The organism is Paenibacillus sp. FSL H3-0329, from assembly GCF_037963285.1.
GTDB classification, from domain to species: domain Bacteria; phylum Bacillota; class Bacilli; order Paenibacillales; family Paenibacillaceae; genus Paenibacillus_AQ; species Paenibacillus_AQ odorifer.
Map to the genome: position 1 here is coordinate 4,329,750 of NZ_CP150150.1, position 24,083 is coordinate 4,353,832.

The following is a 24,083-nucleotide window of genomic DNA, read 5'->3' on the forward strand; positions in this document are numbered from 1 at the left end:
CGTTAAGTCCTCCCAATCGGAATTACACAGCCTTCTTTAGCCGAGCGGTTCGCCGCCTCCATTAATCTGGTAAGCTCAACTGCCATTTCAACATTTTGAGTGGCAAGTGTATTATTTTGAATATGATCAACCCATTGATGGAAGGCGCTTTCACGATTGCTTTGCAGGGCTACTTCTTTCCAGCCTTCTTCTTTATCCGTGGATTTGTTCGTTCTAAGAAGAAGCTTATTCTCTGGTGTTCCGTAAAGCAGCGTTCCTTCAGTTCCATGCACCTCGATAGTAAACGGCGAATGACTATTCACGAAACCAGCCTCCACCACACCAATTGCTCCTGAATCCGTAAATAGTGTCACTACGGCATTATCTTCCACTTCTTTACCGGTTACATACCCAAAATTAGCACTAACCCCAGTCACATCTTGATCTAAGAAAAGCTTCGCCAAATACATGGGATGACAGCCCAGATCAATCAAAGCTCCGCCTCCACATTGCTCCAAGCTAAAGAAATGATCAGGAAGCCAGCTTTCCGTTGCTCCGTTATGGGATAAGCGAACTCTAACGTAAGTAATCTTGCCGAGCAGTTCCTGACTTAGAATCTCTTGAATAGTTAATGTATAGCCGTCATTTAAACGAGGCAAGGAGACCGTTAGCTTCACTTTGTTCTCGTTAACTTCTGCGATGATTGCGTTAACTTCTTTTAACGTTGGGGCAATAACTTTTTCTGTGAAAATATGTTTACCCGCTTTGGCCGCAGCCATGATTACGTCTCTATGCATATTCGTTGGTGCATCCACGATAACGGCATCTATATCCTCTTGCGCAAGCAGATCATCCAGTGATTCAAAATAAGGAATATTCAAGCTTTCCGCAGCTTTGTTCCCACGCTCTACGTTTTCGTCCCAAACTGCAGCTAATACGGTATCTTCATGCTCCTGAGCTTGCTTGGTATAATCCCATGCATGCACATGCCAATAGCTGAGCTTACCAATTCTAATGGTCATTTACTTGTGCCTCCCGTATATATGTTATTCTGACATCTGCTATAAAAATAACACATAATAAACAGCTTTTTTAGTAGGAAAATGCGACAAAACATATATAATATTACGACACATAAAATCCGGAGTGAAATACGATCCAAAAAAAAGAAACCCTTGCTATGAAAGCTAAAGGTTTCTTTATACTTGGCTTAATGGGTAAGTGGCTTATTATATCCTTTGTCATCAAAGGGTTGCAATTTCTCAAACCACTTCTTTTTCAATAGTTTAAGCTCCCAGCGCACGTCGGTTAAGTCTTCTGACTCCTTCTGCTCTAATACCTCATAGCTGAAAGCTTCTGCTCCAAGTTCCTTCCAGTCCTTTTGCAGCTCTGCATTCGCAAATCTGCCCATATCTAATTGCATCTGTATAGTCATCCATTTATTCTTCAGGTTGGGATAGCTGTCAACGAATATTTTTCCGCTTATTTTGTTTGTAATTTGAATAGCACCCATGTAAGTCTTGAGCTGCTTATATTGCTCCTGAAGTTCTTTACGTTTGCTTTTGTCCATTATGATTCATGATTCTCCTTCCACAAACAATTCTGCTAAATTTCAGTACCCCATTTCTTTTAATAAACGGGACAATACCGAAAGTCGTTCTCCAATCATTTCACCATCATCACTAAGCGCCTGGGCGAACAGCTTAATATCATTATCAATCATGGGATTGTCTGCACAGACAGATACACTCATTGCATCTCCTTGCAGCCCAACACGATCAATCATAGGGCTCTCGGGATCATACATTTTCGGAAAACGATAGGCCTCTTGAAAATACAAACTACTTCTGCAAATCAAAATTGCCAGGTCAAGCACTCTGTGCATTGGCAGCTCTTCGGACTGTCTCGACCATTTGTCCCCTGTATGTCTCCATACCTTTGCTGAGATGTCGACTTTTCCTCTATCGTTCCATTGTGCTAATCCTAGGGACAGACCTTTTGCATCTGTGTCCCCGGCGTAGCGGCCATCAACCTGCTCGTAATTTTCTGACACGATTACAGGTTTATGTTTTAGAGTTGTTGGAATTTTCATGATTAGTCACTCTCCATTTTATGATTTACTAATTTACTCATTTACTAAATTACTAATTTACTAAATCTAAGATTCATATTACCCGGCAAAAGATCATCTGTCAAACGACATTACACCCGTTTTATCCAACAAAACAAAAAATCCCTCTGCGCGCAGCAAAGGGACTGTTATTTTTATGAAAAATATATCTCTAGCTTAAATGATCACTCACATTACACAACCAAACCATATGGACGGAATCAGGTCCCCAATAGTCTTCCACTACTTTATAAGGTTTCCCAAATTTACGTTGCCACCTGATTTGTGCACGTTTATAACCGCTGTCCAGACAAAACCGCTCTACCCCTTGCTTTTTTAGAAATATCATCATTTCCTTAATTAAGGCTGAACCCACACCTTGACCCTGATAACTTGGCATAATGTATAGACTGCCCAATTCCCCTATTTCATCTAACTGATGATCCGTGCAGGTTTGAATATCTTCGCCACAAGCTCCAAAGGAAATCGTACCGACCACCTGCTCTTCTATTTTTGCAAGAAGGAAGTAAGGCTCCGCAGTTGTAGTATCCAGTGAAGTCATCACCATTTTCTTTTTATGATCTATTTCACTTTGGATATCGTCTTGTAAATGATCAAGCCCTTCTTTTTCAAAAGCATCTGGGATTGAAATTTCAAAAACAGAGCATGTGGATTCAAAATCATCTGGAGAAAGTGTGCTTATGGCCATTTGATTACTCTTATTCATTGATTCGTACACCTCTTCTATTCCCGGCCGGAATTCTTAAAAATCCTGCAATAATATACTATCAGCATTCAGACTGAAAGGTTTATATTCATAGAACTACTTTACTGGAGGTCATCATGAATATATTGTCCTTTCTGATCTATTGCGTTGTCGCTACATTTACACCCGGTCCTACCAATATTGTTATTCTTTCTTCCGTGCAACATTCCGGGGCTAAAAAATCAATGGGGTATGTATACGGATCCACGCTGGCTTTTGGCTTATTACTTATCATTTCTACTCTGCTGAACCGTGTTCTAGTAGAAATCATCCCAAATATCCTGATCATTATGCAAGTCATTGGGAGTTTATATATGCTCTACCTTGCTTATAAAATCTTTAAAATGGGTTCAATGGAAGACCAGCCTGACCCCAATGCCAATTTCCGCTCAGGCGTGCTTATGCAGCTTGTGAATCCTAAAGTGCTAGTATTTACACTAACGGTCATTCCCAACTACGTAATGCCATTCTATACCTCTTCGCTTGCCTTGTTTATGTTTGTTATAATTATAACTGTGATCGGATTTTTTGCATTTACGACATGGGTTGTTTTTGGGACAATCTTCAGAACATTTATGAAAAATCATCAAAAAGTTCTAAATACCGTGATGGCACTGTTTTTAGTATACTCAGCCATTATGATATCGGGAATCCTATAAAGTCGCGGAGGTTAAGAACGTGGAGAGATTTAACTATAAAAAGTCAGCAGAGATCCTGTCCTTATCCGCCAGCCTTACTGATTTCACCTATAAAAAACATTGCCATGAGGAATATGCACTCGGTGTGACCCTTCGTGGCATTCAGCAATATAATCTTGACGGTAGTTTGCAATCCTCTCATAAAAATGGCGTAATGTTGTTTAATCCAGAACAAACGCATGATGGCAATGCGTATGATAAAGGTGGCATTGATTATGTCATGCTTTATATTAAGCCAACCCTAATGCGAGAGATACTAGATAAAAAAGAACTCCGCTTCGCCACTCCTATCTTATACGATGACAAATTGGCGCAGTGCATATTAGCCCTAAACCATGCCATCCAGAATGGCAAAGAGGAGTCTTTGTGCAGTGAACTGTTATTCACTCTGGTTCATTTAGTATCTAATACTGAAATAGTTACCGATCGTAGAACGAATAATAAATTTCTCAAAAAAGCAAAGGAAATGATGTACTGCAGTTTAGACCATGTGCTGAAGCTGGACGATCTCTGCACAGAATTTGGTCTGTCCAAATATCAGTTTATTCGCGAGTTTAAGACACAAACAGGAATATCGCCCTATCAATTTTTCTTAAATTGCAAGGTAGAGCGTGCCAAGCAGTCCATTGAGAGAACCAAGGATATCTATGCAGCTGTTGTAGATTGCGGATTTGTGGATCTAACTCATCTGAACAGGCATTTTAAGAGCGTGTTCGGAATAACCGCACATGAATATCGGTCACAGCTGTAAGATTTGCCCTCCTACCATTGTCCAGAGCACTTTAAATTCATCATCCAAGAGGACCAGGTCAGCATCTAAGCCAGTGGTTATCGTCCCCTTTTGTTGAAGTTCAAGAATATTAGCAGGTGTAGTTGAAGCCATTTGTACGGCATCTGTCAGCGAAATTCCAGTTTCGACAGTATAACGTAAGGCTTCATTCATGGTAACTGTACTGGAGGCCAGCGTGCCATCTTCCAATCGCGCTATGCCCCCAGATACCGTAACCTGATGTCCTCCAAATATATAGTTCCCATCCCCTAACCCCATTGCTTGTAACGCATCTGTGATCAAGACCATTCCTTCTGGTCCTTTCATGGTATGCATCAATCGGATAATTGCAGGATGCAGATGGACATTATCCACAATAGCTTGCAGGCTTACATGTTTCTCTTCGAAAGCGGCAACCACAATCCCCGGATCTCGATGATGGATCGGCCGCATGCCATTAAAACAATGCGTAACATGACTTGCCCCAGCGGCAAAAGCTTGTTTGGCTTCCTCATATGTGGCATCCGAATGAGCAATTGCTATCACCACTCCCCGTTCCTTCAAAAAGGAAAGAAGCTCCATGCCTCCCGGCAGCTCAGGAGCAATCGTAACCATTTTAATGAGTGATCCAGCTTCTTGGAAAATGAGCTTCATTTCTTCTAAGTTAGGATGCCGCAGATACTTTTCATTTTGCATTCCTTTTCTCTTGGGGTTTAGATAAGGTCCCTCTAAGTGAATGCCTGCGATCTTTGCTCCCACTTCATGCCCAATTACACGTTTGACACTACGAATCATCTCTAAAAGATCTTCCATCGTAGAACTCACAGAGGTAGCCAGAAATGAGGTGCAACCAGATGCTGCGCAAGCCTTCGATACTTCTTGAATACTCTCTGCAGTACCGTCCATCATATCAAACCCGTTAGCACCATGAATATGCACATCTATCATTCCGGGCACTAACAAATGCCCTCCGCCATCAATCCGTTCATACTCACCCTCTGGAATAGAGGTATCTCCTGAGTCTATCCTCATCACTTTTCCTTCAGAAATCCATACATTGGCCGCTGAAACTATACTATTCTGAAGCACTACTTGTACATTTTGCAAAATATAAGTCATAAACGTTCTCCTCCATTTCGTTATCACTCTTGATTTCGAACCTCTTCAGCTTCATCTTGACACTCAATAACTGTGATGTTCTTCTGATCTAGAACTTCTCTGATCTCGATTGGAAGCTCTCGATTTGTAATTAAAATATCAATGAAGTCAAAGTCTAGCCGATAAAAGGATTTGGCATTAAATTTGGTGTGATCGGCTACTAAAATCACTTGATCAGATCTTCGAGCCATTTCTCTTTTTACCCGCGCATCTTCTTCATAAGGATAATAGAGCCCATCAGCACAGATCGCCGACGCTCCAATAAAGGCTTTATCCGCACGAATTTCACTAAGTTTATCGATAATGGAAGAACCATATAACAAGCGGTTTTTCACATTCAAGTAACCACCAAGTACATAAATTTGCAGATCCTCACGATGGGATAAAATCCCTACATTATCTATTGAATGCGTGACAACCGTAATATCCTGTGCACTAATTTGTTCAGCAACAAACTGTACAGTGGTCGATACGTCTAAAATCACAGTCTCACGATCTTGGATAAGCGCGGCTCCGATCTTCCCTATTCTCTGCTTACTCTCGGATTCATCGATCAAACGATCCTGGTAAGATAATAATTCTTTTTGTAATTCTGGTAACGCTAGACCGCCATGCGTCCGAACAACGACGCCCTCTTGTACTAACCTAACAATATCCCGTCGGGCAGTATCTCTTGAGACTTCAAATTGCGTACAGATATCTTGAACACTCATTGCTTGGTGTTGTTTCAAATATTCGAGTATTTTTAATAATCGTTCCTCTTGATACATAAGGTAATCCACCTCCTAAAGTCATCATAAGTCATTTAATAAGTATTTACAAGCGTTTATGAGTATATGATTAAGCATATGTAAGTATTAATACGTAAAAAAAGACGAAAGCCAGATGAATGTGCATCCGCTAACGCCTTTTTAATTTTATTTTTTTAGGATTTACTTCACAATGTCACTTCACCTTGCGGTTCCAGCTTTTTTGTATTTTTCGAATAAAAACAATCTGGCCCACATGATAAGCATTATGGGTTGTTACATTTCCGAGTACTTCCCACCATTTACTGTCTGGGAATCCTTGAACATCAGCTTCCAATTGTTCTTTCTTAATCAATTCCTGCCAATGTAAAAGAACCTCTAAAAGTTGTTTTTGCAACGCTTCGAACGTTTTCCCTTCTGCAACGACAAAGGTATTATTATTATCCACTGAAGGAACCGCATGAACACTGGCTTCTTTATACCTTGTTTGCCAAGTTTCATTCCAGTAAAGCAGATGCTGCACAATCTCAGCAATACTATTGCTTTCTTCCGTTACCTTCCAAAAAGCTTCTTCTTCACTTAAGTCTTTAACCGCCACTTCAAAGGGCACATACCAACTCGGATCATTTGCATTGGCCAGCAACTGGTTGGCTAGAACATCATAAGCATGAAACATTCTTCCTTCCCCCATTTTCCAGATAGATTATAAGCAATTTAAGTACCGCAGAATGTACGATATGGACATGCGGATTCCTCAGGAAGTGCCGAGTATTCCTCTTGTTCAGGGGAGTAGGCGTATGGGTTAGACAATGCTTGAAGTAACCTCTCCATCACATCGTAATCTTTCCGCTCTACCGCCGCCTCAAGCGCTTCTTCCACACGATGATTCCGCGGAATAATCGCAGGATTACTGGTACGCATCAGCTCCTGTGAAGAGGATTGTGATTCCTGCTGCCTGCTAAGGCGCGCCTGCCACAGCTCATTCCATTGCTTAAATTCAGGAGTGCCAAACAGATCAGCATCTTCCATTACGCCTAAAGTTAAAGACCGAAATGTATTAGTGTAGTCAGACCGATATTTTTGCATCAGTTCAAGGAGGGTATCAATCAGAGCAACATCCTCTAACTCTTCGTTAAAGATTCCCAGCTTCGCTCTCATTCCCGTTAGCCAATATTGATAGGACCGCTCCGAAAAATCTGAAATTGCCTCCTCAGCCAGCTTAATTGCCTGTGCCTGATCGTCAGCCAGCAATGGCAAGAGAGTCTCGGCAAATCTGGCGAGATTCCATGCGCCAATCCCGGGTTGATTGTGGTAGGCATAACGACCTTGCTGGTCTATGGAACTAAATACTGTCTCAGGATTGTACACATCCATGAAGGCACATGGACCATAATCAATCGTTTCTCCGCTAAGGGCCATATTATCGGTATTCATCACTCCGTGAATAAAACCTACAAGCTGCCATTTGGCAATTAGCGCTGCTTGACGTTCCATTACTTCCCGAAGCAGAACAAGATATGGATTATCTTCCACAGGAGCTTCTGGATAATGTCTTTGCAATGTGTAATCAGCCAGAATACGCAGATCCTCCACAGTCCCCCATGCAGCAGCATATTGGAAAGTTCCAACACGCAAATGACTCGCCGCGATCCGGGTCAAAACCGCCCCCGGCTGTTCCGTTTCCCGGATTAGCGACTCCCCTGTAGCTACCACCGCCAAGCTGCGAGTCGTAGGAATCCCGAGTCCATTCATAGCTTCACTGATGATATATTCGCGTAACATCGGTCCAAGCGCTGCCCGGCCATCGCCACCACGAGAGTATGGGGTTCTTCCCGCACCCTTCAACTGAATATCTACACGATCACCTTGAGGGGTGATCTGTTCGCCCAGCAGCACTGCTCGACCGTCTCCCAACATGGTAAAATGTCCGAATTGATGTCCAGCATAAGCTTGCGCAAGCGACACGGTACCTTCAGGAACTTCGTTGCCGGCAAGAATTCCAAGACCCTCCTTGCTCTGTAGTGCTGTGCTATTCAGCCCTAGAGTAGCAGCCAATGGTTCATTAAAAATAATCAGTTCCGGTTTACGCACAGGCGTTGGCTTAATTCTTGTAAACATTGATTCCGGCAGATGAATATAACTATTCGCAAAATTCCAGCCTATATCTATTTTCTCTGTCATATTATCTCCTTTTTATACCCTCAGTCTCTATGCCTTTATTAACTCAGAATAAGTTATGTTAAAATTTAATGCAAATCTTCTCGCAGACCTATGTTTTGCCGAAGTGTTACAAAGACCGCCCGGCTTCCTGCCATTTTATGCAGGAAACCGGGCGGTCTTAATTATGATGTTCTATCTTGTTTTCAACTTATTTGGAAGCTAATTCGCTCCGCCTTTGGAGAGCATAATATTGAGAATGGTCTTGTCAGTATCCGCCAGCCCTTCCTGAACCAAACGCTCCATGTTGCGGATGGTATCTTCCACCTCTTCGAAAATCACACCATCCTTGGTTGTAGGAGCAATGTTGTTCATAGCTAGTGTGGCTGCCTGGATCGCCGTATTGGTGGAGGTGGAAATCTTCAGCGCACAGGTAGAATTCGCACCGTCACAGATCATACCTGACAAAGAAGCTATCGTATTCTGTATCCCATGCTTGATCTGCTCAAGACTGCCGCCCATGAGATAAATGATCCCGCTATTTGCTCCTACTCCCCCTGCAATCCCTGAACCACATAATGGGGACAACCGCCCGATATAATGTTTGATGTGCACAGTGACCAGATTGCTCAGTGCAAGCGCCCGAGCTAGCATTTCTTCATCTTTGCCCAGCAATTCCGCCAGAGCTATAACGGGAAGCGTACAGGCGATGCCTTGATTACCACTGCCCGCAGTTGTCATCACAGGCATTGCACTGCCATCCATTCGAGCATCTGAAGCCGCTGCGGTAGCCGCGATAATTCTGTTCGCTACATCATTGCCGAACAGATTCACCGCAGATTGCTGATTCATTTTCTTACCTACCTGCAAGCCATAATCGCCTCGCAATCCCTCATCAGAGATCGCTTTGTTCATCCGCGCTCCTTCCAAGAGAAAGCTAAGCTCTGAAAAAGGAGCGGTACAGATAAACTCGAATATCTGATCAACTGAGCCCGCATACTCTTCCGTGTCGGAAAGACTAGGCTTGCCACAGTCGGCTTTTGAATTCCGGGGTGTTATTTTCTCCCCGTCCAGAGCCAAATATTCTATATGGGTGTGCTCTCTGGCAATAATGGCAGTCGCCGTATGGTTCTGCGTAAACAACTGGGCTTCAATATATAATTTCTCAGGAGTGTCCTTTATCTCCACTTTTAGCAGCTTTCTATCCAGCAGGTCATTTGCCATCTTCAACTCAGCCTGCGTCAGGCCTGACAGAATTTCCAGTTCCTTGTGAGAACGGCCGACCACCGCTCCAAGGGCTGCTGCGATGGGCAGGCCTGTCTGGCCTGTCCCGGGAATGCCCACTCCCATTGCATTTTTGATAATATTACCGCTGAGATGCAGCTGAATCCCCGTAATTTCTTCCTCGAGAAGCTCTGCCGCCAAGGAGACGGCATACGCAACTGCAATCGGCTCCGTACAGCCTTCTGCCGGTACGACTTCCTTGTGTAAAATTTCCAATAAGTTGCTCATGTATGCATTTCCCCCTTCTCTCTCCTGTTGGAGTTATTTATATATAGTAACTCAGAGAGAAGTTTCAGGGAATCCTTTTTCTTAGGAATCACTCCTTCATCCCCCTAATATAGTGTAGGAAAGAAAGGCGGGATGCACGTGAGTAAGAGGAATGAGCAAGAGCAAAGGGCGATCTTTCTAGCTGCAGTCTGCGGGCAGACCTATACACAATTTTCAAATATAGATGGAGTTTTCGTCATTCCATTAGATTATCAGCTATGTCATCCCATTGAAGCACAATCCTTCAATAATGTATGGGAACGTTTCGGCTTTATTTTGGAGTCTCCACAAGAGATTATTATTGCCTTTCGGGGAACCAGTACGACGACCAATTGGATATCCAACGTCCTCGCTTCACAGGAACGGTTCAAATATCTTAAAGAAGACTCTCTCACCCATCGTGGCTTCACCAACATTTATTCTTCAGCTCGGGATGGCATCTTCTCTACGCTCTCCAAGCTATCTCCCGACAAGACCTTATACATTACGGGCCACAGCCTCGGTGCAGCGCTCGCCACCTTATGTACCTTAGATATTGCGGCAAATACCTCTTACACCACACCTAACCTCTATACTTATGGTTCCCCACGGGTAGGCGATCCGGACTTCGTTAATATTTTCAAACAATATGTGCGGAAGAGTTACCGGTATGCCAATCTTTTTGATGTTGTAACCTACGCACCTCCACATGTCTATAAGCTCCCCAAACGGGAAAAAAAGTATTATTACAATCATGTCCACACTTTTAACTCACTGTCTTTCCAAAATGGATCTACAAGTGGTAATCACGTAATCAGCAGCTATTTCGCCGAGCTCTCCAAGCTCCAACCGAAATTCGCTCAAGAATTATGTATAACGAACCCAGGATTCTGTCCACTCGTGGCTACGAAAGCAGAAGTATAATGTGAACACAAAAAGGAGGTGCCCAACAAGCCATAAGCTGGCTGCCGAAACACCTCTTTTCTTCGTATGATTCGATGCCATCAGCAGTTACAAAGTCACTAACGGACTCCATTGACACTAACAGCAGTATATTTCCACTTTAAGAATTCCATCGGACTCCATGGCCACTATTGGCATAAAAAACACCTAATATAAGTCACTTTCTAACGAATAGCTGCACTGGAGTCCGAAACGCTGCCCAAAAGGCGATTATTCAGCAATTAACGTCATCTGGGTCCGAAGCCGGTACGAATGAAACTAGATCAGAATATAAAATAAACTAATACCACACCCAGGACTAACAGAATAAGTGAAACTATGTGCTGTTTCGTATGTTTTAGAAATTTCCAGTCGATGAACGACTGAAACCCTATTACTACTACTATAACTACAATCCAAAACCATTTTATAACCGTACCCTCTGGGCCATCGGCAATTATTATCACAATCCCCGTAATTAATCCCACAAGTGCAAGTATAAGCTTCCCTTTTATATTAAGCTCATAACCGTCTTCAGGAAGTTTTTCTTTGTCCGGGCCAACAATCCATATCCTTAGAAATAGATTAGAAAAAGCAAGTATTATAAGTATAAGTCCAATTTTCACTTTCGTTCACCTCCACCCTTATATAGAATTCATTCGTATTTATTTCTGATCATTAGTTCTTTGATTTCTTTTAACTCATTTAATATTTCTTTTGATAGTTGCGTACTTCTAGAGTTATCGATGCCTACTTTAATCACAAATATTCCAAGCAACAAATAGATGATTAGCATTACGATGATCCCCAATTTACGTTCACTCCTCTTTTTTTGTATATTTCATTAAAGATATAGTTAGCATTAGATTAATATTATTCCCATGATACCATAATAAGGATATCTAATTAACACTCAGGAGCTTGCCGTTGGCTTGACAAATGATCAGTATATTCGATAAAATATATTATATCTTGATTGTCGAGATAATGGATTTCCAAGATTTTTTACAATGCGGGAACGCGATTAATCTTAACTGAAAAGAGGGAACACAATGGCAGTACTTATTCTATACGCTACAAAATCTGGAGCAACAGAACAATGTGCAAAAGTATTATCAGAAGAGCTACCTCAGAGCAAAATTTGCAATATAGAATTAGAGAAGCCAAATATCGAGGCATTTGATAGCATTATTTTAGGGGCAGGAGTAAGAGATGAAAAAATATATAAAGCCATTCGTGACTTTATCAAAAAAAATAAAGATGAGTTACTGACTAAGAAGATGGGCTACTACATTTGCAACGAGAAACCCAAGAAAACCGAAGAATTAATAGAGAAAAATTTCCCTGATGATCTGAAAGAAGCTGCGATTTGTATTGAATCTTTTGGAGGTTATAAGGCCTATAAGGCTCCAAAGGAAGGTACTAATCAGCTCAAAGGGATATTGGTAGATAAAATAAAAGAATTCTCACAAAATTTCAAATAAAAAATCCTGTTACCAAGACGAAAATCTTGATAACAGGATTCTTTTTTTATATACGTTTATTGCGCCTTGAGGGTCACTTCAAACTTCGCACCGACATCACCTACAAATACAATTTTGCCGTTGCTAGGAAGTTTGACTTGCTTAAGACCGCTAATGGTAAAGTAATTCACACATACACCATTCTCATCATAGACGGCAAAGGAACTCTTGGTTGGCAGCTCTACTGTCATTATCTTACCTGTTGCCGTTTCAGGAACTCCATACCATCTAGCGTATCCATCTGATTGGATAGTTACCATAGATTGCGGGCCTGCATAAATAGGTTTAACTGCATCTTGATGTATAAACAATTGATTGCCAATCTTTAAATACTCCACACCATTTTTCTCTTCAAAAATAAGATCCGCAAGATCGCGTCCAGCGATGGTTGGAATTTGCACGGTCATTTCTGCTTTATTAGGCCCAGTTATTTTATTCGAGCCCATATAACCAGGTGCGTCAGGGAACATAGCGATTCCAGCTACCGGCATACTCATGTAATATTGGGAGCTGTACTTCTCGCTGACATCAAAATACAATTTCCCTTGACGCTGCTGCCAAGCAGTAGTGACCTCTTGAGATAGGGCATTAGGTTCAAGCTTCTCAGCTGCATATTGGATAACGGCAGTTTCACCAAGTCCTGGAATTACCCCATACCCTTGACTCCAAAGATAGATACGGCCATTGCTCTCCTTCACAAAGCTAACTTTACTTGTACCCTCGGCATCTAAAAATTCACCGTTCGAATTATATGAAAATTTCTGCGCTGGCATTGTAGGAGCTATAATCGAAGATATACTCAATTCCCCAGCTTTACTAACTTCTATCTTCATTAGTTGCGTAGAATCACCATAGACACCCGCATAGTTTACCAATTCTTGCGGCATATCCTCTTTGTTCGAAGCTTTAAAGGTAGGTGTAGCTTTCAGTTCCTTAATAACTCCCTTTTCCTGTAAGGCACTGAGTAAAATTTCGTTGGCAAGCATCTGGTCCGTTGTACTTGCTCCGCCAGAAGATATTACTGCTGCTGCCATCCGTTGTTCGGGCAATACAACTAATGAGGTATGATACAGACCCGTATCTCCCCCCTTTGTCAAAGCCTTGATTTCGTACTGGTTAAATGGATATAAGTTCACACTGTCCCAGCCTAATCCATAAGCTAACGAATTATCTGTTCCCTTAGGCCATATTCCACGCTTATATTCCTCTTGTTCCATCGCTTTCACAGACTTTTCTGACAAAATGCCAGTCGATTGGCCCGTAAAAATAGTTGCAAAGCGCACCAAGTCCTCTGCAGTGGAATAGATACCACCTGTTCCAATCACGTTAATGGTTTCTTTGGGTAAAGCTGCTGAGTAGGTAGCATTGTAGACACTAGCCAGCTGAGAAGAAGCTACAGAATCTACAGGCGTTTTCGTATGTTCAAGCCCTAGAGGTTCTGTGAAATTTTGATGAATGAATGTGGTAAAGTCCGTACCGCTGACCTTTTCAACAATCAACTCAGCCAGCGTAAATCCATCATTACAATATACTGAGTAGGCACCTGGATCGGCCTTCAGACGTTGTGTTGACAACGTTTCTAGTAAACTATCTTTTGCAATAGGATCAGAATCATTAAATAAGAAAGAATTGGATAAGTTGGAGCCAGCAAGACCTGAGGAATGATTCAACAGCATCCGTACAGTGATTTGCTTATAACGAGGATCTTCCATCGTAAAATTATTCAAATAAGATACGACTGAACCGTCCAAGTCTACTTTCCCTTGCTCAACAAGCTTCATAATAGAAGCTGTTGTATACATTTTACTCGTTGAGCCAATTCCATACATCGTTGTAGCGCTTGGTGCTGTCTTACTCTCCACATGACTATATCCAGATTGACCGCTCACAACGATATTATCGCCATCAATAAGAGCATATTGGAGACTAGTCGTTCCCAGCTTTTCCGTTAAGAATGCTGCCTTCTCTGCTGCCACCTTCTGAGTGTTCACATACGTTTGCCCTTTGCCGCTATCTGCTGCTAATGCACTCGTAGGGACATACATTACCAGTAGAAGCAAAGCAACTAATAGGGATGCCAAATTCTTCTTCATACATAACCTCCCGATATGAAATCGTCATCCTTTAAAGGATAATTTATCCATGGAGTAATGTAAAGGAAGTTTGCAATTTTGGGACCATGTATCTAATCTACTAATTCTACTTTATCTCCGATTCGAATTTGCCCAGTTTTGATTACTGAAGCATAAACTCCAAAATGCAAATCAAACTCTTTATGCAGTTTTTTCAAAAGTACTGGGTCCTTCTGGAGACTATCCGGATCCATCGTAATCACAACACATCTCTCGCAAAAACTATCTACCTGTAGCTGTGCATCCCCAATGTTGAGCCGGCGTCCAATCCAATCTCCTTCAAAAAGAGAATCATCATTCAGCGCAATAACAAAATTCCCGCGAAAACGCCGTGGGTCCAAGGAATGCCCCCAGGTTGCCTCCAGTTTTTTTAAGCTGGCATCCGTAATGAGTAGAATACTAGCGCCATCCACGGATAGGAGCTGCGGATGTTCTAGCTGAGGATGTACAGCTTTTAGACCAGACATAGTGATTGGAGTTTTGGTTTGGCTTTGGATTTCTTCCAATAGATTATCATCCCATCCAAAGGTTCGCCCGTCTGATGCCGTTACATGGATTTGTCCATCTATAAATTGCGCTTGATAGGTAAGCATATTCGGAATATTTCTAGCGGTGATATATTTTCGCCAGCCCTCTTTTGACTCATCGTAAAAGGAGCAAAAACGGTCACCAAGCATTCCATACGGTTCAATCATACAGCTTTCTAAATTCTCACCCGCAAATGACTTGACCGGGTAACGATTAATTCCTTGAATTTCACCAACAACTGATAACATGATACAACGCCTCCACTTGTCTTAAAATGCAACGTATCTTCCCATTCTACCTGATTTTATTTAACTGTTGTATGAATATCTAATAACCCAGAAATTTTATATGTTTTATTGAGTTATATGTTTTATACTATGACTGTTGGATATATTGCATTTTGAGATAACACTCACTCCCCTATAAAGAAGAGAGGTAACCTGCTGTGCGGACAAATGATTTTCAAGGTTTTGACTTTGTTTTTACCCAAGCCGTGATGGGTATGGCCCTTATTTCGCTTGATGGAACGTTCCTAAAACTGAATTCAGCATTATGCGACCTCTTGGGGTATGATGAAAACGAGTTAACGACACCCTCTCCAACCGTCCGTACCCTTCTAGATCAGATTCATAAATTCATTTCATTAGGAAGCTCTCTTCCATCTACGAGTACTGATCCGCAGAGACTCGAATTAGATTATTTCCATCCAACCGGACACCGGTTATCTTTAAACGTCTCCATATCTATCCTTCCGGATGACAATGGTGAACCCATATTTTATCTTACTCAATTCGAGAATAAGACCCTGATCAGGGAGATGGAGACTCAGCTTCAGGTTGTGAAGACCCATCTACTTGAAAAAGAGAGCTCTTTTCTACAGCTGCTGGAGGAACTGCCTCAGCCCGTGCTTATCACTAGGGGAGGGATTGTTCTATATGCAAATTCGGCAGGTTTACAATTAATCCATGCAGAAAGCCTAGATCAAGTGCTTGGTCTATCGACTATGGATATTGTAGACTACTCTAATTATGAAATTCTCTCAGAACGAAGAAAGAAATTCAACACTGATAGAACAACAGGTTCTGTCTGCTACCTGATTAATTGTTTAAATAACCAGCAGAAATATGTGGATGGAATTACATTGCCAATCATTTATGAGGGAAACGAAGCGTACATTGGCATATTCAAAGATATATCCGAGCAAGTATTGGAAGATGAACGACTGATACAGTCCGAGAAATTATCTACAGCAGGACAGTTAGCCGCTGGAATCGCTCATGAAATACGGAATCCTCTTACAGCCATTAATGGCTTTATGAAGCTACTGCGCTCTTCCGAGCGGATGAATGATAAATATATTTCCATTATTGAGTCAGAATTGAAACGCATCGAGTTCATCGTCAACGAACTGCTTGTCTTATCTAAACCCCAAACCACTCATATTAGTAAACCAGTGGATTTATTGTCTTTGCTGGAACAAGTCACCACACTAATGAATGGACAAGCTGCCCTAAAAAATCTCAAGATCCTCCCTGTCTGTACTGATCAATCCATTTGGATTAATGGTGAGGCTTATCAGATGAAGCAGGTATTTATTAACTTACTTAAAAATGCGATGGAAGCAATGAATCATGGGGGAAACATCTATATTCATGTGCAAACCTATGACAGAGAAGCCCGAATCAGTGTGCAGGATGAAGGCTGTGGGATGACAGAGGAACAGATCAATGCCCTCGGCAAACCATTTTATACGACCAAAGAAACAGGAACAGGCTTAGGTTATATGATCACACAAAATATTATACATAATCATGGCGGAGCGATCTCTATAGAAAGTATTCTGGAGCAAGGAACAACTTTTACTGTGAGTATTCCAACGATCATTACACCTGAGGAACCTATCATGTAGAAGATGAGGTATCGCAACATCATGCAAGAATGCCCCTAATTTTCACATTATAATGGTTATACATAATTGGAAAAGAAGGTGCAGCAATGACTCGTGAAGTTCGAACAGTAGTTTTCGATCATGACTTAAAATTTGAGGCCTATCGATTCGAAGGTATTATGCAGAAGTTTCCCAACCATTTTCATGACTATTATGTCATAGGTTTTATTGAACAAGGAAAGAGACATCTGCTATGTAACCAAGAAGAGCATATTCTTAACAGCGGAGATGTGGTCATCTTTAATCCGGCGGATCCCCATGCCTGTGAACAGATAGACGGGAGAACGCTTGACTATCGCTGCATCAATATTCAGCCGGAAGTCATGCGTGAGTATGTGCTAGAAATTACCGGCATAGGCTACTTACCGCGGTTCACACACAACGTTCTCTACCAAAGTGAACTGTCGAACCCTTTACACGACCTGCACCAAATGATATTAGAGGATCAATCCGATTTTCAAAAAGAAGAATTGTTTCTATTTCTCCTGGAGCAGCTTCTGAGAGAATACACGGAGACAGAAACCCCCTATCCAGCTCAAGAGCCTACTTCTGAAATTAAAATCATTTGCGATTACATAGAGTTACATTATGCGCAGAACATTACGCTGAACCAGCTAAGTGAATTGAGCGGCTTAAGTAAATATCACTTGCTGCGTTTATTTACCAGACAGAAAGGAATATCACCTTACCGTTACTTGGAAACTATTCGCATCAACCACGCCAAAAAGCTTTTAGAACAAGGAATATTGCCAATAGAAGTGGCCTCTTTAACCGGATTCAGTGATCAGAGCCATTTCACAAATTTTTTCAAAAGACTCATAGGCTTAACCCCTAAGCAATATATGCGTATATTTGTTCAGCAAACGGGAGTAAAGTCATCAATGGAACTTACGAAATGATAAATCAACGCAAGATTAACACAGGACATCTGCTGGCATTACTTACGATTTTAATCTGGGGAACCACCTTTATCTCCACTAAAATACTGTTAAAAGACTTTACGCCTGTGGAAATTCTGTTCTTCCGTTTTCTTATTGGGTACTTTGTACTGTTACTGATCTATTCACGTCCAATCCGAACTACATCTTTTAAAGAGGAATTACTCTTTATCTCAGCAGGTCTTTGTGGGGTCACGTTATATTTTCTTATAGAAAATATTGCCCTAATCTATACCCTTGCATCCAATGTAGGTGTGATTGTCTCCATCGCTCCATTTTTCACGGCGGTGATCGCTCATTTCTTTTTAGAACAAGAGAAATTTCATAGGCAGTTTATTATAGGATTTTTGATAGCCTTGGCAGGAATTATATTAATTGGGCTGAACGGGAGTTTTCTTCTGCAGCTGAACCCCATCGGTGACTTGCTGGCATTGCTGGCACCTGTGGTTTGGGCAATTTATTCAGTGTTGATGAGAAAAATAAGCGTATTAAAGGTTCATACTATAGGGGCTACCCGCAGAGTATTTTTCTATGGTCTGCTGTTTATGCTGCCTACTCTGTTTCTGTTTGATTTTCAGCTAGGTCCGAGTAGATTTAAAGAAATTTCAAATGTAGCTCACCTGCTTTTCTTAGGTCTGGGTGCCTCGGCACTGTGTTTTTTGACTTGGAATAAAGCTGTAGGGATTCTAGGGGCTGTAAAAACAAGTGTATATATCTATATTGTTCCTGTAATTACAGTGGCAGCTTCCGCCCTTGTTCTGAATGAAAAGATCACCTGGGCAATCCTAACGGGAACTTTTTTAACGCTCACCGGTTCTTATATTTCCGAACGCAAACCTAAATAAACAAAATATCTTTAACATTTAATAAAAAGAAGCCCCAGCAGCGTGATGCATACTGGAGCTTCTTTAAGTTTCATTCCATACTCAGAACAACGAGACAGGAATAAGCTTTCTTCCTCCCTTGATCAGGGTTGATTCCAGCATGTCCCCTTTGACGCCTCCAAAATAAAGCTGCCAATACACGCCAAAACGCACGCTGACATCATTCTTGACAAGCTCCGGCGGCGTAACAATCAGCCATTGGAATTTGAGTGCCTTGGAAATTTCGAAGACGGGGTCAAGCACGTTATTGGAGACCATTTCTCCGAAAGGATTGTCATATAAAAAGACCGTCCAGCCTTTATTCTCACGATTCACCCGTTTATGCGTCATGATCATCATTGCGACCAGCAGCTGTACAGATTGACGTTGCCCCCCACTGCCGACAGCTTCATCCAGTGCGCCGCGATTAATAATCTCCCAGTCCGAATAATGATAATCTTCCGGTGCGGCGTAGAGGAAATAATTCTCCGTTACCGGTTTATACACCTGAAGAACTGGAAAGCGGTTCTGCAGCGCCGCATAGACAATTCGTCCGTCATTAATAACCTCTTTGATTACCAGTGCCGGCACTTGTTCTATCTTTGGATACTTTTTGAGCAATTCATTGATACATTGATTGAAGTAGTCACTCACCATCGGCTCTACCTCATCGCTTGTTCTTGGCACATTGATATTCTTGTAATTCAGACGTACCAGCGGGAAGGCATAATTATTCTCGTTATGAATAATCATCCGGCGTTCCATTCGCTTCATAATATCAATGATTTGTACCACACGTAGAGAAGCCCGGCCTACCCACATCTTGCGGGAGAGATCCATGCCTTCCTTATCGCTTTGAATGCTCTCGATCTGATCACGCGAACTGCGTAGCATGGAATCTAGGACTTGCAGTGCAATAGCGAAATTATCCCAATGGACCGTATTCAATCGATCTAGAATCTTGGTCTCCAGTTCGGAGTTCCGTTCATTTTTCGCAAGTTTTTCGGTTAATGAATTTTTCTCTTCCTTCACCTTTTTGGAGATTTCATCCTGTCTAATCCGGCTATCCTTGATGCGGAGAAGCCAGTCGGCTACTAGAGGCTCGCAGCTTTCTCTAACCCTCAGCGTTATTTCTTCTGGTACACTCCGTAGGTTGACGCGATCCTCAATATGCGCATTCATTATTTTGATTTGATTGGATAAAGTCTGGATGAGGACATCCATTCGATCCAAGGATCTTTTACACTGGTTAAGCATAAGCTCATTCGCTTGGCAGCGCTCCTGAATTTCTGTCTCCTTATCCTCTAGCGCCTCATTCCAAAGCTCCACGGCACGTTCATGTTTCTCCTTGATACCCTTCTCTACTTTGCGCAACTCTTTCTGCAAGTTCTCCAATTCAGTCTGGCAGCGGATGTAACCGTCGTGAACAATCTGATAGTCTTCCTCTAACGAAGTAGTATCCGTCTTTTGGCGATTTCTTGCAGCCATAATAGACTCGGACGTTTCCGTAGGTTCAGTCGCCTTCCGCCAATTCACATCTACTTGATTCAGGCTGGATTCAAGCTCAGCCAGATTCTCGCTTGCTGCCTTAATCTGTGCAGCTCTTGTCCGAACTTCCAGCTCATTTTCGGTAAGTGATTGCTGCAGGCTTTCAACGGTACTGAGCTGCTGCAAGAGAAGATTCTGCTCTACAGGATCTACAGGTATGACTTCTCCTTCATCAGAAAGCTGGCGATCTGTTGGGAAAACAATCTCAGGAAACCATCGTTGCAGTCTAGGGAACATCGCATATTCGGTTTCTCTCGTCCATTTATTGCGTTGTCCGCTCAAGCTTTCCATTTGCACCTTTAGGTGTTCAAGCTGCTGATCTTTACCTGCTAACTCTTTACTCACCAGATTCTTTCGTTCGATTATTTTTTGTTTTTCCTTATAATCTTGTTCCTGTTTCTTCGTCCGTTCAATCCAAGCTTGCAGAACCCCCGCTCTCTGCTCATGCTCCACACTTAGAGCTTTGTTCTCCGCGAGCTCCCGTCCGATCCGGGTAAGCGTCCCTTCGTTCTCATTCATCTCATTGCTCAGATTGATAATGCTCTGCTGAAGTTCAGCCTGCAGTTTAATAAGGGCCTCATGCTTGGTTGTAAGCGTCATGGTATTCTCGTTTTGGAATAAACGTTCATATTCCTGACGCACCGATTTTAACTTAGATAAATAAGCTTCAGAGTCCTGAAGGATCTGCTCCTGTTCTTTGAGCTTCCCCTGAATACTACTCTTCCAATCCTGGAAACGATCCGGCTGCAAGACCATTTGCGGCCCTTGATTCGCAAAAAGCATGAAGGATGCTTGATGCGAAGCTGCCATCTCTTCACGGATAAAGATCGGCACCGCTGATTTCAGCAAGGTGTCCTTCATCAGTTCCGGCTGAATTTTATCAGCTTCGCGCCGGGTCAAAATCAAACTATATGGAAGTAACGGATATTGCTCCAGTTCTTCCTCACGTTCAAGATACGGACGGTCATTTAAGTAGGAACTACCTAGCGTTGATTGAATCTTTAACGAATCGAGTGTATCTTTGACCGTCAGAATATCTGAATTGGGTAGCCAGTAGGATTGGTTCTGTAGTTCCACATCCATGAGCTGATTATAGTAATCCCTTCTGGAACGTTTAGTCTGTTGCTCTACTTCATCTATTTTTCGGATAAAACGTGCCGGGATAACATCTTGTTCTTCAAAAAGGCCAGTAGCTCCTAAACGATTATGCTCTTCATACATTTCCAGCAGTACAACGAGCTGTGACCATAATTGGGATTCTTTCTGAGTCTGTGACTCAAGCAGAACCCCAAGCTCGTCCGCTTCACGCTCATAAGAACGCCGTTTCTCACTCAGCTCAGCATGACTCTTATGCAGTGCCAGCTTCCGAATCTCTTCCTGCTTGTGCTGTTCTTCCAAGTCTCCAATGTCTTGAAGAATCGTTTTGGCCGCTGAGACCGTACGCTGCAGCGCAGCTGCCGGAGAATGGGCGGCATCCTGCCCATATTGGGCTGCGAATGCTCCGAGTTCTTCCGTATATTGCCGAATAGATAAGGTCAATTCATTGATCTGATTATCCAGCCCCGCCAGCTCTACCAAGAAACTTTCCCTTTCCTTGCGCAATTCCCTTTCTTCCGCCGTCAGGTCTTGCTGCGCTGTCTCAAACTCTCTAATCGTTTGCTGCCAGAGATTAAACACCACATCCCACTGTTTCCGCAGCTGTTCCTTGGCTGCCTGAATGACCTCTTGCCGTTCTTTCATCTCCAGAGAACCTTCGATAGCTTGAATTTCTTTTTGCCACTGCTCAATTTGCCGGGTATGGAGCAAACGTTTAGCCAGAAAATAAGCTACTTCAAGCTTCTTCTCTTGCGCTTTGGAATCCTCCAACCGACCACGCGCACGGCTCTGATCATCACTGAGCTTCTTAAACTCTTCTTGCTTCAGTTCCGTTTCTTCCTTGCTGCGTAAGTATTTAAGATTGTCTGTCTCAAAGCGCAGTTGCTTCGCATCCTGATAACGTCCAGCCAGTTCATCAGCAATCTTACTTCGCTCAACTTCTGCATTTCTCTGCTCTTCATAGATAACCGTATAGATTTGGCGTCCACGTAGTTCAGTTTCTTGTACTACGTTTTCCGCCTCCACGCCAAGTTTCACCAGCTCATAAAGCGGTGCGGCCATACCAAGAAACTCTGAATAGACCTGCTCCCGCTGTTCAAGCATCGGCAAGCGCTGAGCCACTGTTGCTGTATCGATAAACATCCGCTGCAGCGTATTGTCGTCTTCCTTTAATCCTTCATTCAGACTAGATCCGATTTCAGGAATAATCAGCTTTTCGAACAAGTTATGATTGGTGAAGGCATCATTCTTTTTAAAATAACCTTTGATACCGCCCTCTTCACCATTGATCCGCCGCATATTACGCCACTCGGCGATATGGATATCCCGGATAGCCAGGAAGTCATAATATCTTTTCAAATCCGAGCTATGGCTGCCAAAAGGTACAATCTCCCCCCGCCGATCGCGTACAAATTGCTGGATCGTTTCAAAACTCGTAGGTTCAGCAGTCACTTCGTCAAATAACGGCAACGTTGATAGCGTAAGTTCAGCCGCTTCACCGTAATCTGTAAGCGCGTACAGCAAGTAATCCACTTTGATATCCTGCTGATCAAGCGAATTATGTGCCGTCATAGCGATTCCCGTAGTCATATACTCATTGCGCTCATTGTTGTCGAGATGCCATTCGATAGCTACGTGAAAAGTGTACGGTTTAAGTTGTTTTTTATGATTATGAAAAAAAGCCTCAACCTGGTTCTCACTGTCTTTGCCCCATGGTGTTTTGGGCATTAACAGCTGAAAAATGGATTGCAGCAGTACTCCCTTTCCACCGCCATTCATGAGCGTAATAAGCGTATTAGCGGGTCCCTCTTCGTTGCAGAGGTCCAGAATCATATCGTCGTATTTCTTGAGCATCTTCTCGTATTTAAGTCCTGTAATTCGTATGCGTTCAATCCGCGGCATAGGTAGCACCGTCTTTCTCAGCTAAAGTTCTTCCAATGAGGCTCTTTAATTCCTGGTATCGATCGACATCATGATATAAATAACGCATTCTCTCATACAGCTCTTCCCGAGGAAAGATACGCTTCTCTGTCTCAGAGATGAATACGAGCTTCTCCTCTTCCAGAAGTTTCATGCCTTCATGGATCAGTCCAATTCGTGAGCCTGCGCCTCTGGTCAGAAGATCGCTTTCTTCCTGACTCTTAGTCTGCATGTACAGACTGGTCCATACCTTAGACATCGCTTGGATATCAAGCTGCCACTGCTGGCTAAATCGCCCATCCTCATCCATCTGAATCCACGTCTGAAAGAGCGAGGACACCTGATCAGCAATTTGAATATAGGACATACTGTCCTGCCCCGACTTAAAATGAGTCTCATCCTGATCCATTTCGGCCAGAAAAACCAGAATAATAATATTGATAATATGTAAGTGTGTTTTACGCTCAACACGTGAATATTTGTTCTTTAACTGGGTGAAATTGGTTGCAAACACTGACCCCAGCGGATTAACTAGCAGATGGAGACGGTGCCCGGAATTCATCACCCGACAGCCCCCTTCTTTGGCAACATACTGAAGTGCATCATAAGTTCCTGCATCCTGAAGGCATTCTGCCGCTGCAGGGTCATCAAGAGGAATTACTTTTTTACGGAGCAATTCAAAAAATAGCCGCGAAGCTTGCTGTACCTGTTCTAATGTATAACTCATGTT

Annotated in this window: 21 protein-coding genes; 7 read left to right on the top strand and 14 right to left on the bottom strand. The window is 42.5% G+C overall.

What is annotated here, in order from left to right; all coding sequences use genetic code 11:
- Positions 1–2: 2 nt before the first annotated feature.
- The 4 genes from NSQ66_RS19115 to NSQ66_RS19130 all read right to left on the bottom strand — a co-directional run bounded on the left by NSQ66_RS19115 (position 3) and on the right by NSQ66_RS19130 (position 2,816).
- Complete coding sequence (locus tag NSQ66_RS19115; protein ID WP_076141051.1) at positions 3–1,001, bottom strand: Gfo/Idh/MocA family oxidoreductase; 999 nt, start codon at positions 999–1,001, stop codon at positions 3–5.
- Between the two features lie 188 nt (positions 1,002–1,189).
- Positions 1,190–1,549 (bottom strand): GIY-YIG nuclease family protein, encoded by a 360-nt coding sequence (locus tag NSQ66_RS19120; RefSeq protein WP_036688839.1) that lies wholly within the window; start codon positions 1,547–1,549, stop codon positions 1,190–1,192.
- Between the two features lie 42 nt (positions 1,550–1,591).
- Positions 1,592–2,071, bottom strand: a complete 480-nt coding sequence (locus tag NSQ66_RS19125) for a DUF6530 family protein (protein WP_036688841.1) — start codon at positions 2,069–2,071, stop codon at positions 1,592–1,594.
- 190 nt (positions 2,072–2,261) lie between these two features.
- Positions 2,262–2,816, bottom strand: coding sequence for a GNAT family N-acetyltransferase (locus NSQ66_RS19130; RefSeq protein WP_081390117.1), 555 nt, complete (start codon positions 2,814–2,816; stop codon positions 2,262–2,264).
- 116 nt (positions 2,817–2,932) lie between these two features.
- Between NSQ66_RS19130 and NSQ66_RS19135 the strand changes: the two genes are divergently transcribed.
- Entirely contained in the window at positions 2,933–3,514 is a 582-nt protein-coding gene (locus tag NSQ66_RS19135) for a LysE family transporter (RefSeq protein WP_036688845.1), read from the top strand.
- A gap of 19 nt (positions 3,515–3,533) precedes the next feature.
- Complete coding sequence (locus NSQ66_RS19140; protein WP_076141052.1) at positions 3,534–4,304, top strand: AraC family transcriptional regulator; 771 nt, start codon at positions 3,534–3,536, stop codon at positions 4,302–4,304.
- Here NSQ66_RS19140 and nagA read toward each other — a convergent pair.
- From nagA to NSQ66_RS19165, 5 genes are all read right to left on the bottom strand, one after another.
- A complete protein-coding gene (gene nagA, locus NSQ66_RS19145; RefSeq protein ID WP_076104968.1) occupies positions 4,293–5,441 on the bottom strand; it encodes an N-acetylglucosamine-6-phosphate deacetylase in 1,149 nt (382 codons plus the stop codon). The two genes, NSQ66_RS19140 and nagA, sit on opposite strands and share 12 nt — an antisense overlap.
- Positions 5,442–5,464: 23 nt before the next feature.
- Complete coding sequence (locus tag NSQ66_RS19150; protein WP_038572168.1) at positions 5,465–6,250, bottom strand: DeoR/GlpR family DNA-binding transcription regulator; 786 nt, start codon at positions 6,248–6,250, stop codon at positions 5,465–5,467.
- Between the two features lie 175 nt (positions 6,251–6,425).
- Positions 6,426–6,905, bottom strand: coding sequence for a DinB family protein (locus NSQ66_RS19155; protein WP_076141053.1), 480 nt, complete (start codon positions 6,903–6,905; stop codon positions 6,426–6,428).
- A 38-nt stretch (positions 6,906–6,943) separates the two neighbouring features.
- Entirely contained in the window at positions 6,944–8,410 is a 1,467-nt protein-coding gene (locus NSQ66_RS19160) for a YdiU family protein (protein WP_076141054.1), read from the bottom strand.
- A 198-nt stretch (positions 8,411–8,608) separates the two neighbouring features.
- Entirely contained in the window at positions 8,609–9,898 is a 1,290-nt protein-coding gene (locus NSQ66_RS19165; protein WP_076104970.1) for an L-serine ammonia-lyase, iron-sulfur-dependent, subunit alpha, read from the bottom strand.
- 132 nt (positions 9,899–10,030) lie between these two features.
- Between NSQ66_RS19165 and NSQ66_RS19170 the strand changes: the two genes are divergently transcribed.
- Positions 10,031–10,840: a lipase family protein gene (locus NSQ66_RS19170; RefSeq protein WP_076141055.1), complete on the top strand. Its 810-nt coding sequence runs from the start codon at positions 10,031–10,033 to the stop codon at positions 10,838–10,840.
- Positions 10,841–11,142: 302 nt separating this feature from the next.
- Here the strand turns inward: NSQ66_RS19170 and NSQ66_RS19175 are convergent, their stop codons facing one another.
- On the bottom strand, positions 11,143–11,484 hold the full coding sequence (locus NSQ66_RS19175; RefSeq protein WP_076141056.1) for a DUF4181 domain-containing protein: 342 nt from the start codon (positions 11,482–11,484) through the stop codon (positions 11,143–11,145).
- 426 nt (positions 11,485–11,910) lie between these two features.
- Here NSQ66_RS19175 and NSQ66_RS19180 point away from each other — a divergent pair, with 426 nt between their 5' ends.
- Positions 11,911–12,342: a flavodoxin domain-containing protein gene (locus NSQ66_RS19180; protein ID WP_036688862.1), complete on the top strand. Its 432-nt coding sequence runs from the start codon at positions 11,911–11,913 to the stop codon at positions 12,340–12,342.
- Between the two features lie 56 nt (positions 12,343–12,398).
- Here NSQ66_RS19180 and NSQ66_RS19185 read toward each other — a convergent pair whose 3' ends face one another.
- Both NSQ66_RS19185 and NSQ66_RS19190 read right to left on the bottom strand, forming a co-directional pair.
- Entirely contained in the window at positions 12,399–14,474 is a 2,076-nt protein-coding gene (locus NSQ66_RS19185; RefSeq protein ID WP_036688865.1) for a serine hydrolase domain-containing protein, read from the bottom strand.
- 92 nt (positions 14,475–14,566) lie between these two features.
- Positions 14,567–15,289 carry an MOSC domain-containing protein gene (locus NSQ66_RS19190; RefSeq protein WP_036688867.1) on the bottom strand — a complete coding sequence of 241 codons (723 nt, stop codon included), beginning with the start codon at positions 15,287–15,289 and terminating at the stop codon, positions 14,567–14,569.
- A 197-nt stretch (positions 15,290–15,486) separates the two neighbouring features.
- On the opposite strand from NSQ66_RS19190, the gene NSQ66_RS19195 reads away from it, so the two are divergent.
- The 3 genes from NSQ66_RS19195 (at position 15,487) to NSQ66_RS19205 (ending at position 18,772) form a co-directional block, all read left to right on the top strand.
- A complete protein-coding gene (locus NSQ66_RS19195; RefSeq protein ID WP_036688868.1) occupies positions 15,487–16,950 on the top strand; it encodes an ATP-binding protein in 1,464 nt (487 codons plus the stop codon).
- A gap of 86 nt (positions 16,951–17,036) precedes the next feature.
- A complete protein-coding gene (locus tag NSQ66_RS19200) occupies positions 17,037–17,888 on the top strand; it encodes an AraC family transcriptional regulator (protein WP_038572178.1) in 852 nt (283 codons plus the stop codon).
- Complete coding sequence (locus NSQ66_RS19205; protein WP_244886524.1) at positions 17,888–18,772, top strand: DMT family transporter; 885 nt, start codon at positions 17,888–17,890, stop codon at positions 18,770–18,772. The genes NSQ66_RS19200 and NSQ66_RS19205 overlap by 1 nt, the downstream gene beginning before the upstream one ends.
- 81 nt (positions 18,773–18,853) lie before the next feature.
- Here the strand turns inward: NSQ66_RS19205 and NSQ66_RS19210 are convergent, their stop codons facing one another.
- Entirely contained in the window at positions 18,854–23,335 is a 4,482-nt protein-coding gene (locus tag NSQ66_RS19210) for a hypothetical protein (RefSeq protein WP_036688873.1), read from the bottom strand.
- Positions 23,322–24,080 (bottom strand): DUF6063 family protein, encoded by a 759-nt coding sequence (locus tag NSQ66_RS19215; protein WP_036688875.1) that lies wholly within the window; start codon positions 24,078–24,080, stop codon positions 23,322–23,324. Before NSQ66_RS19215 ends, NSQ66_RS19210 begins: the two co-directional genes overlap by 14 nt.
- Positions 24,081–24,083 lie beyond the last annotated feature (3 nt).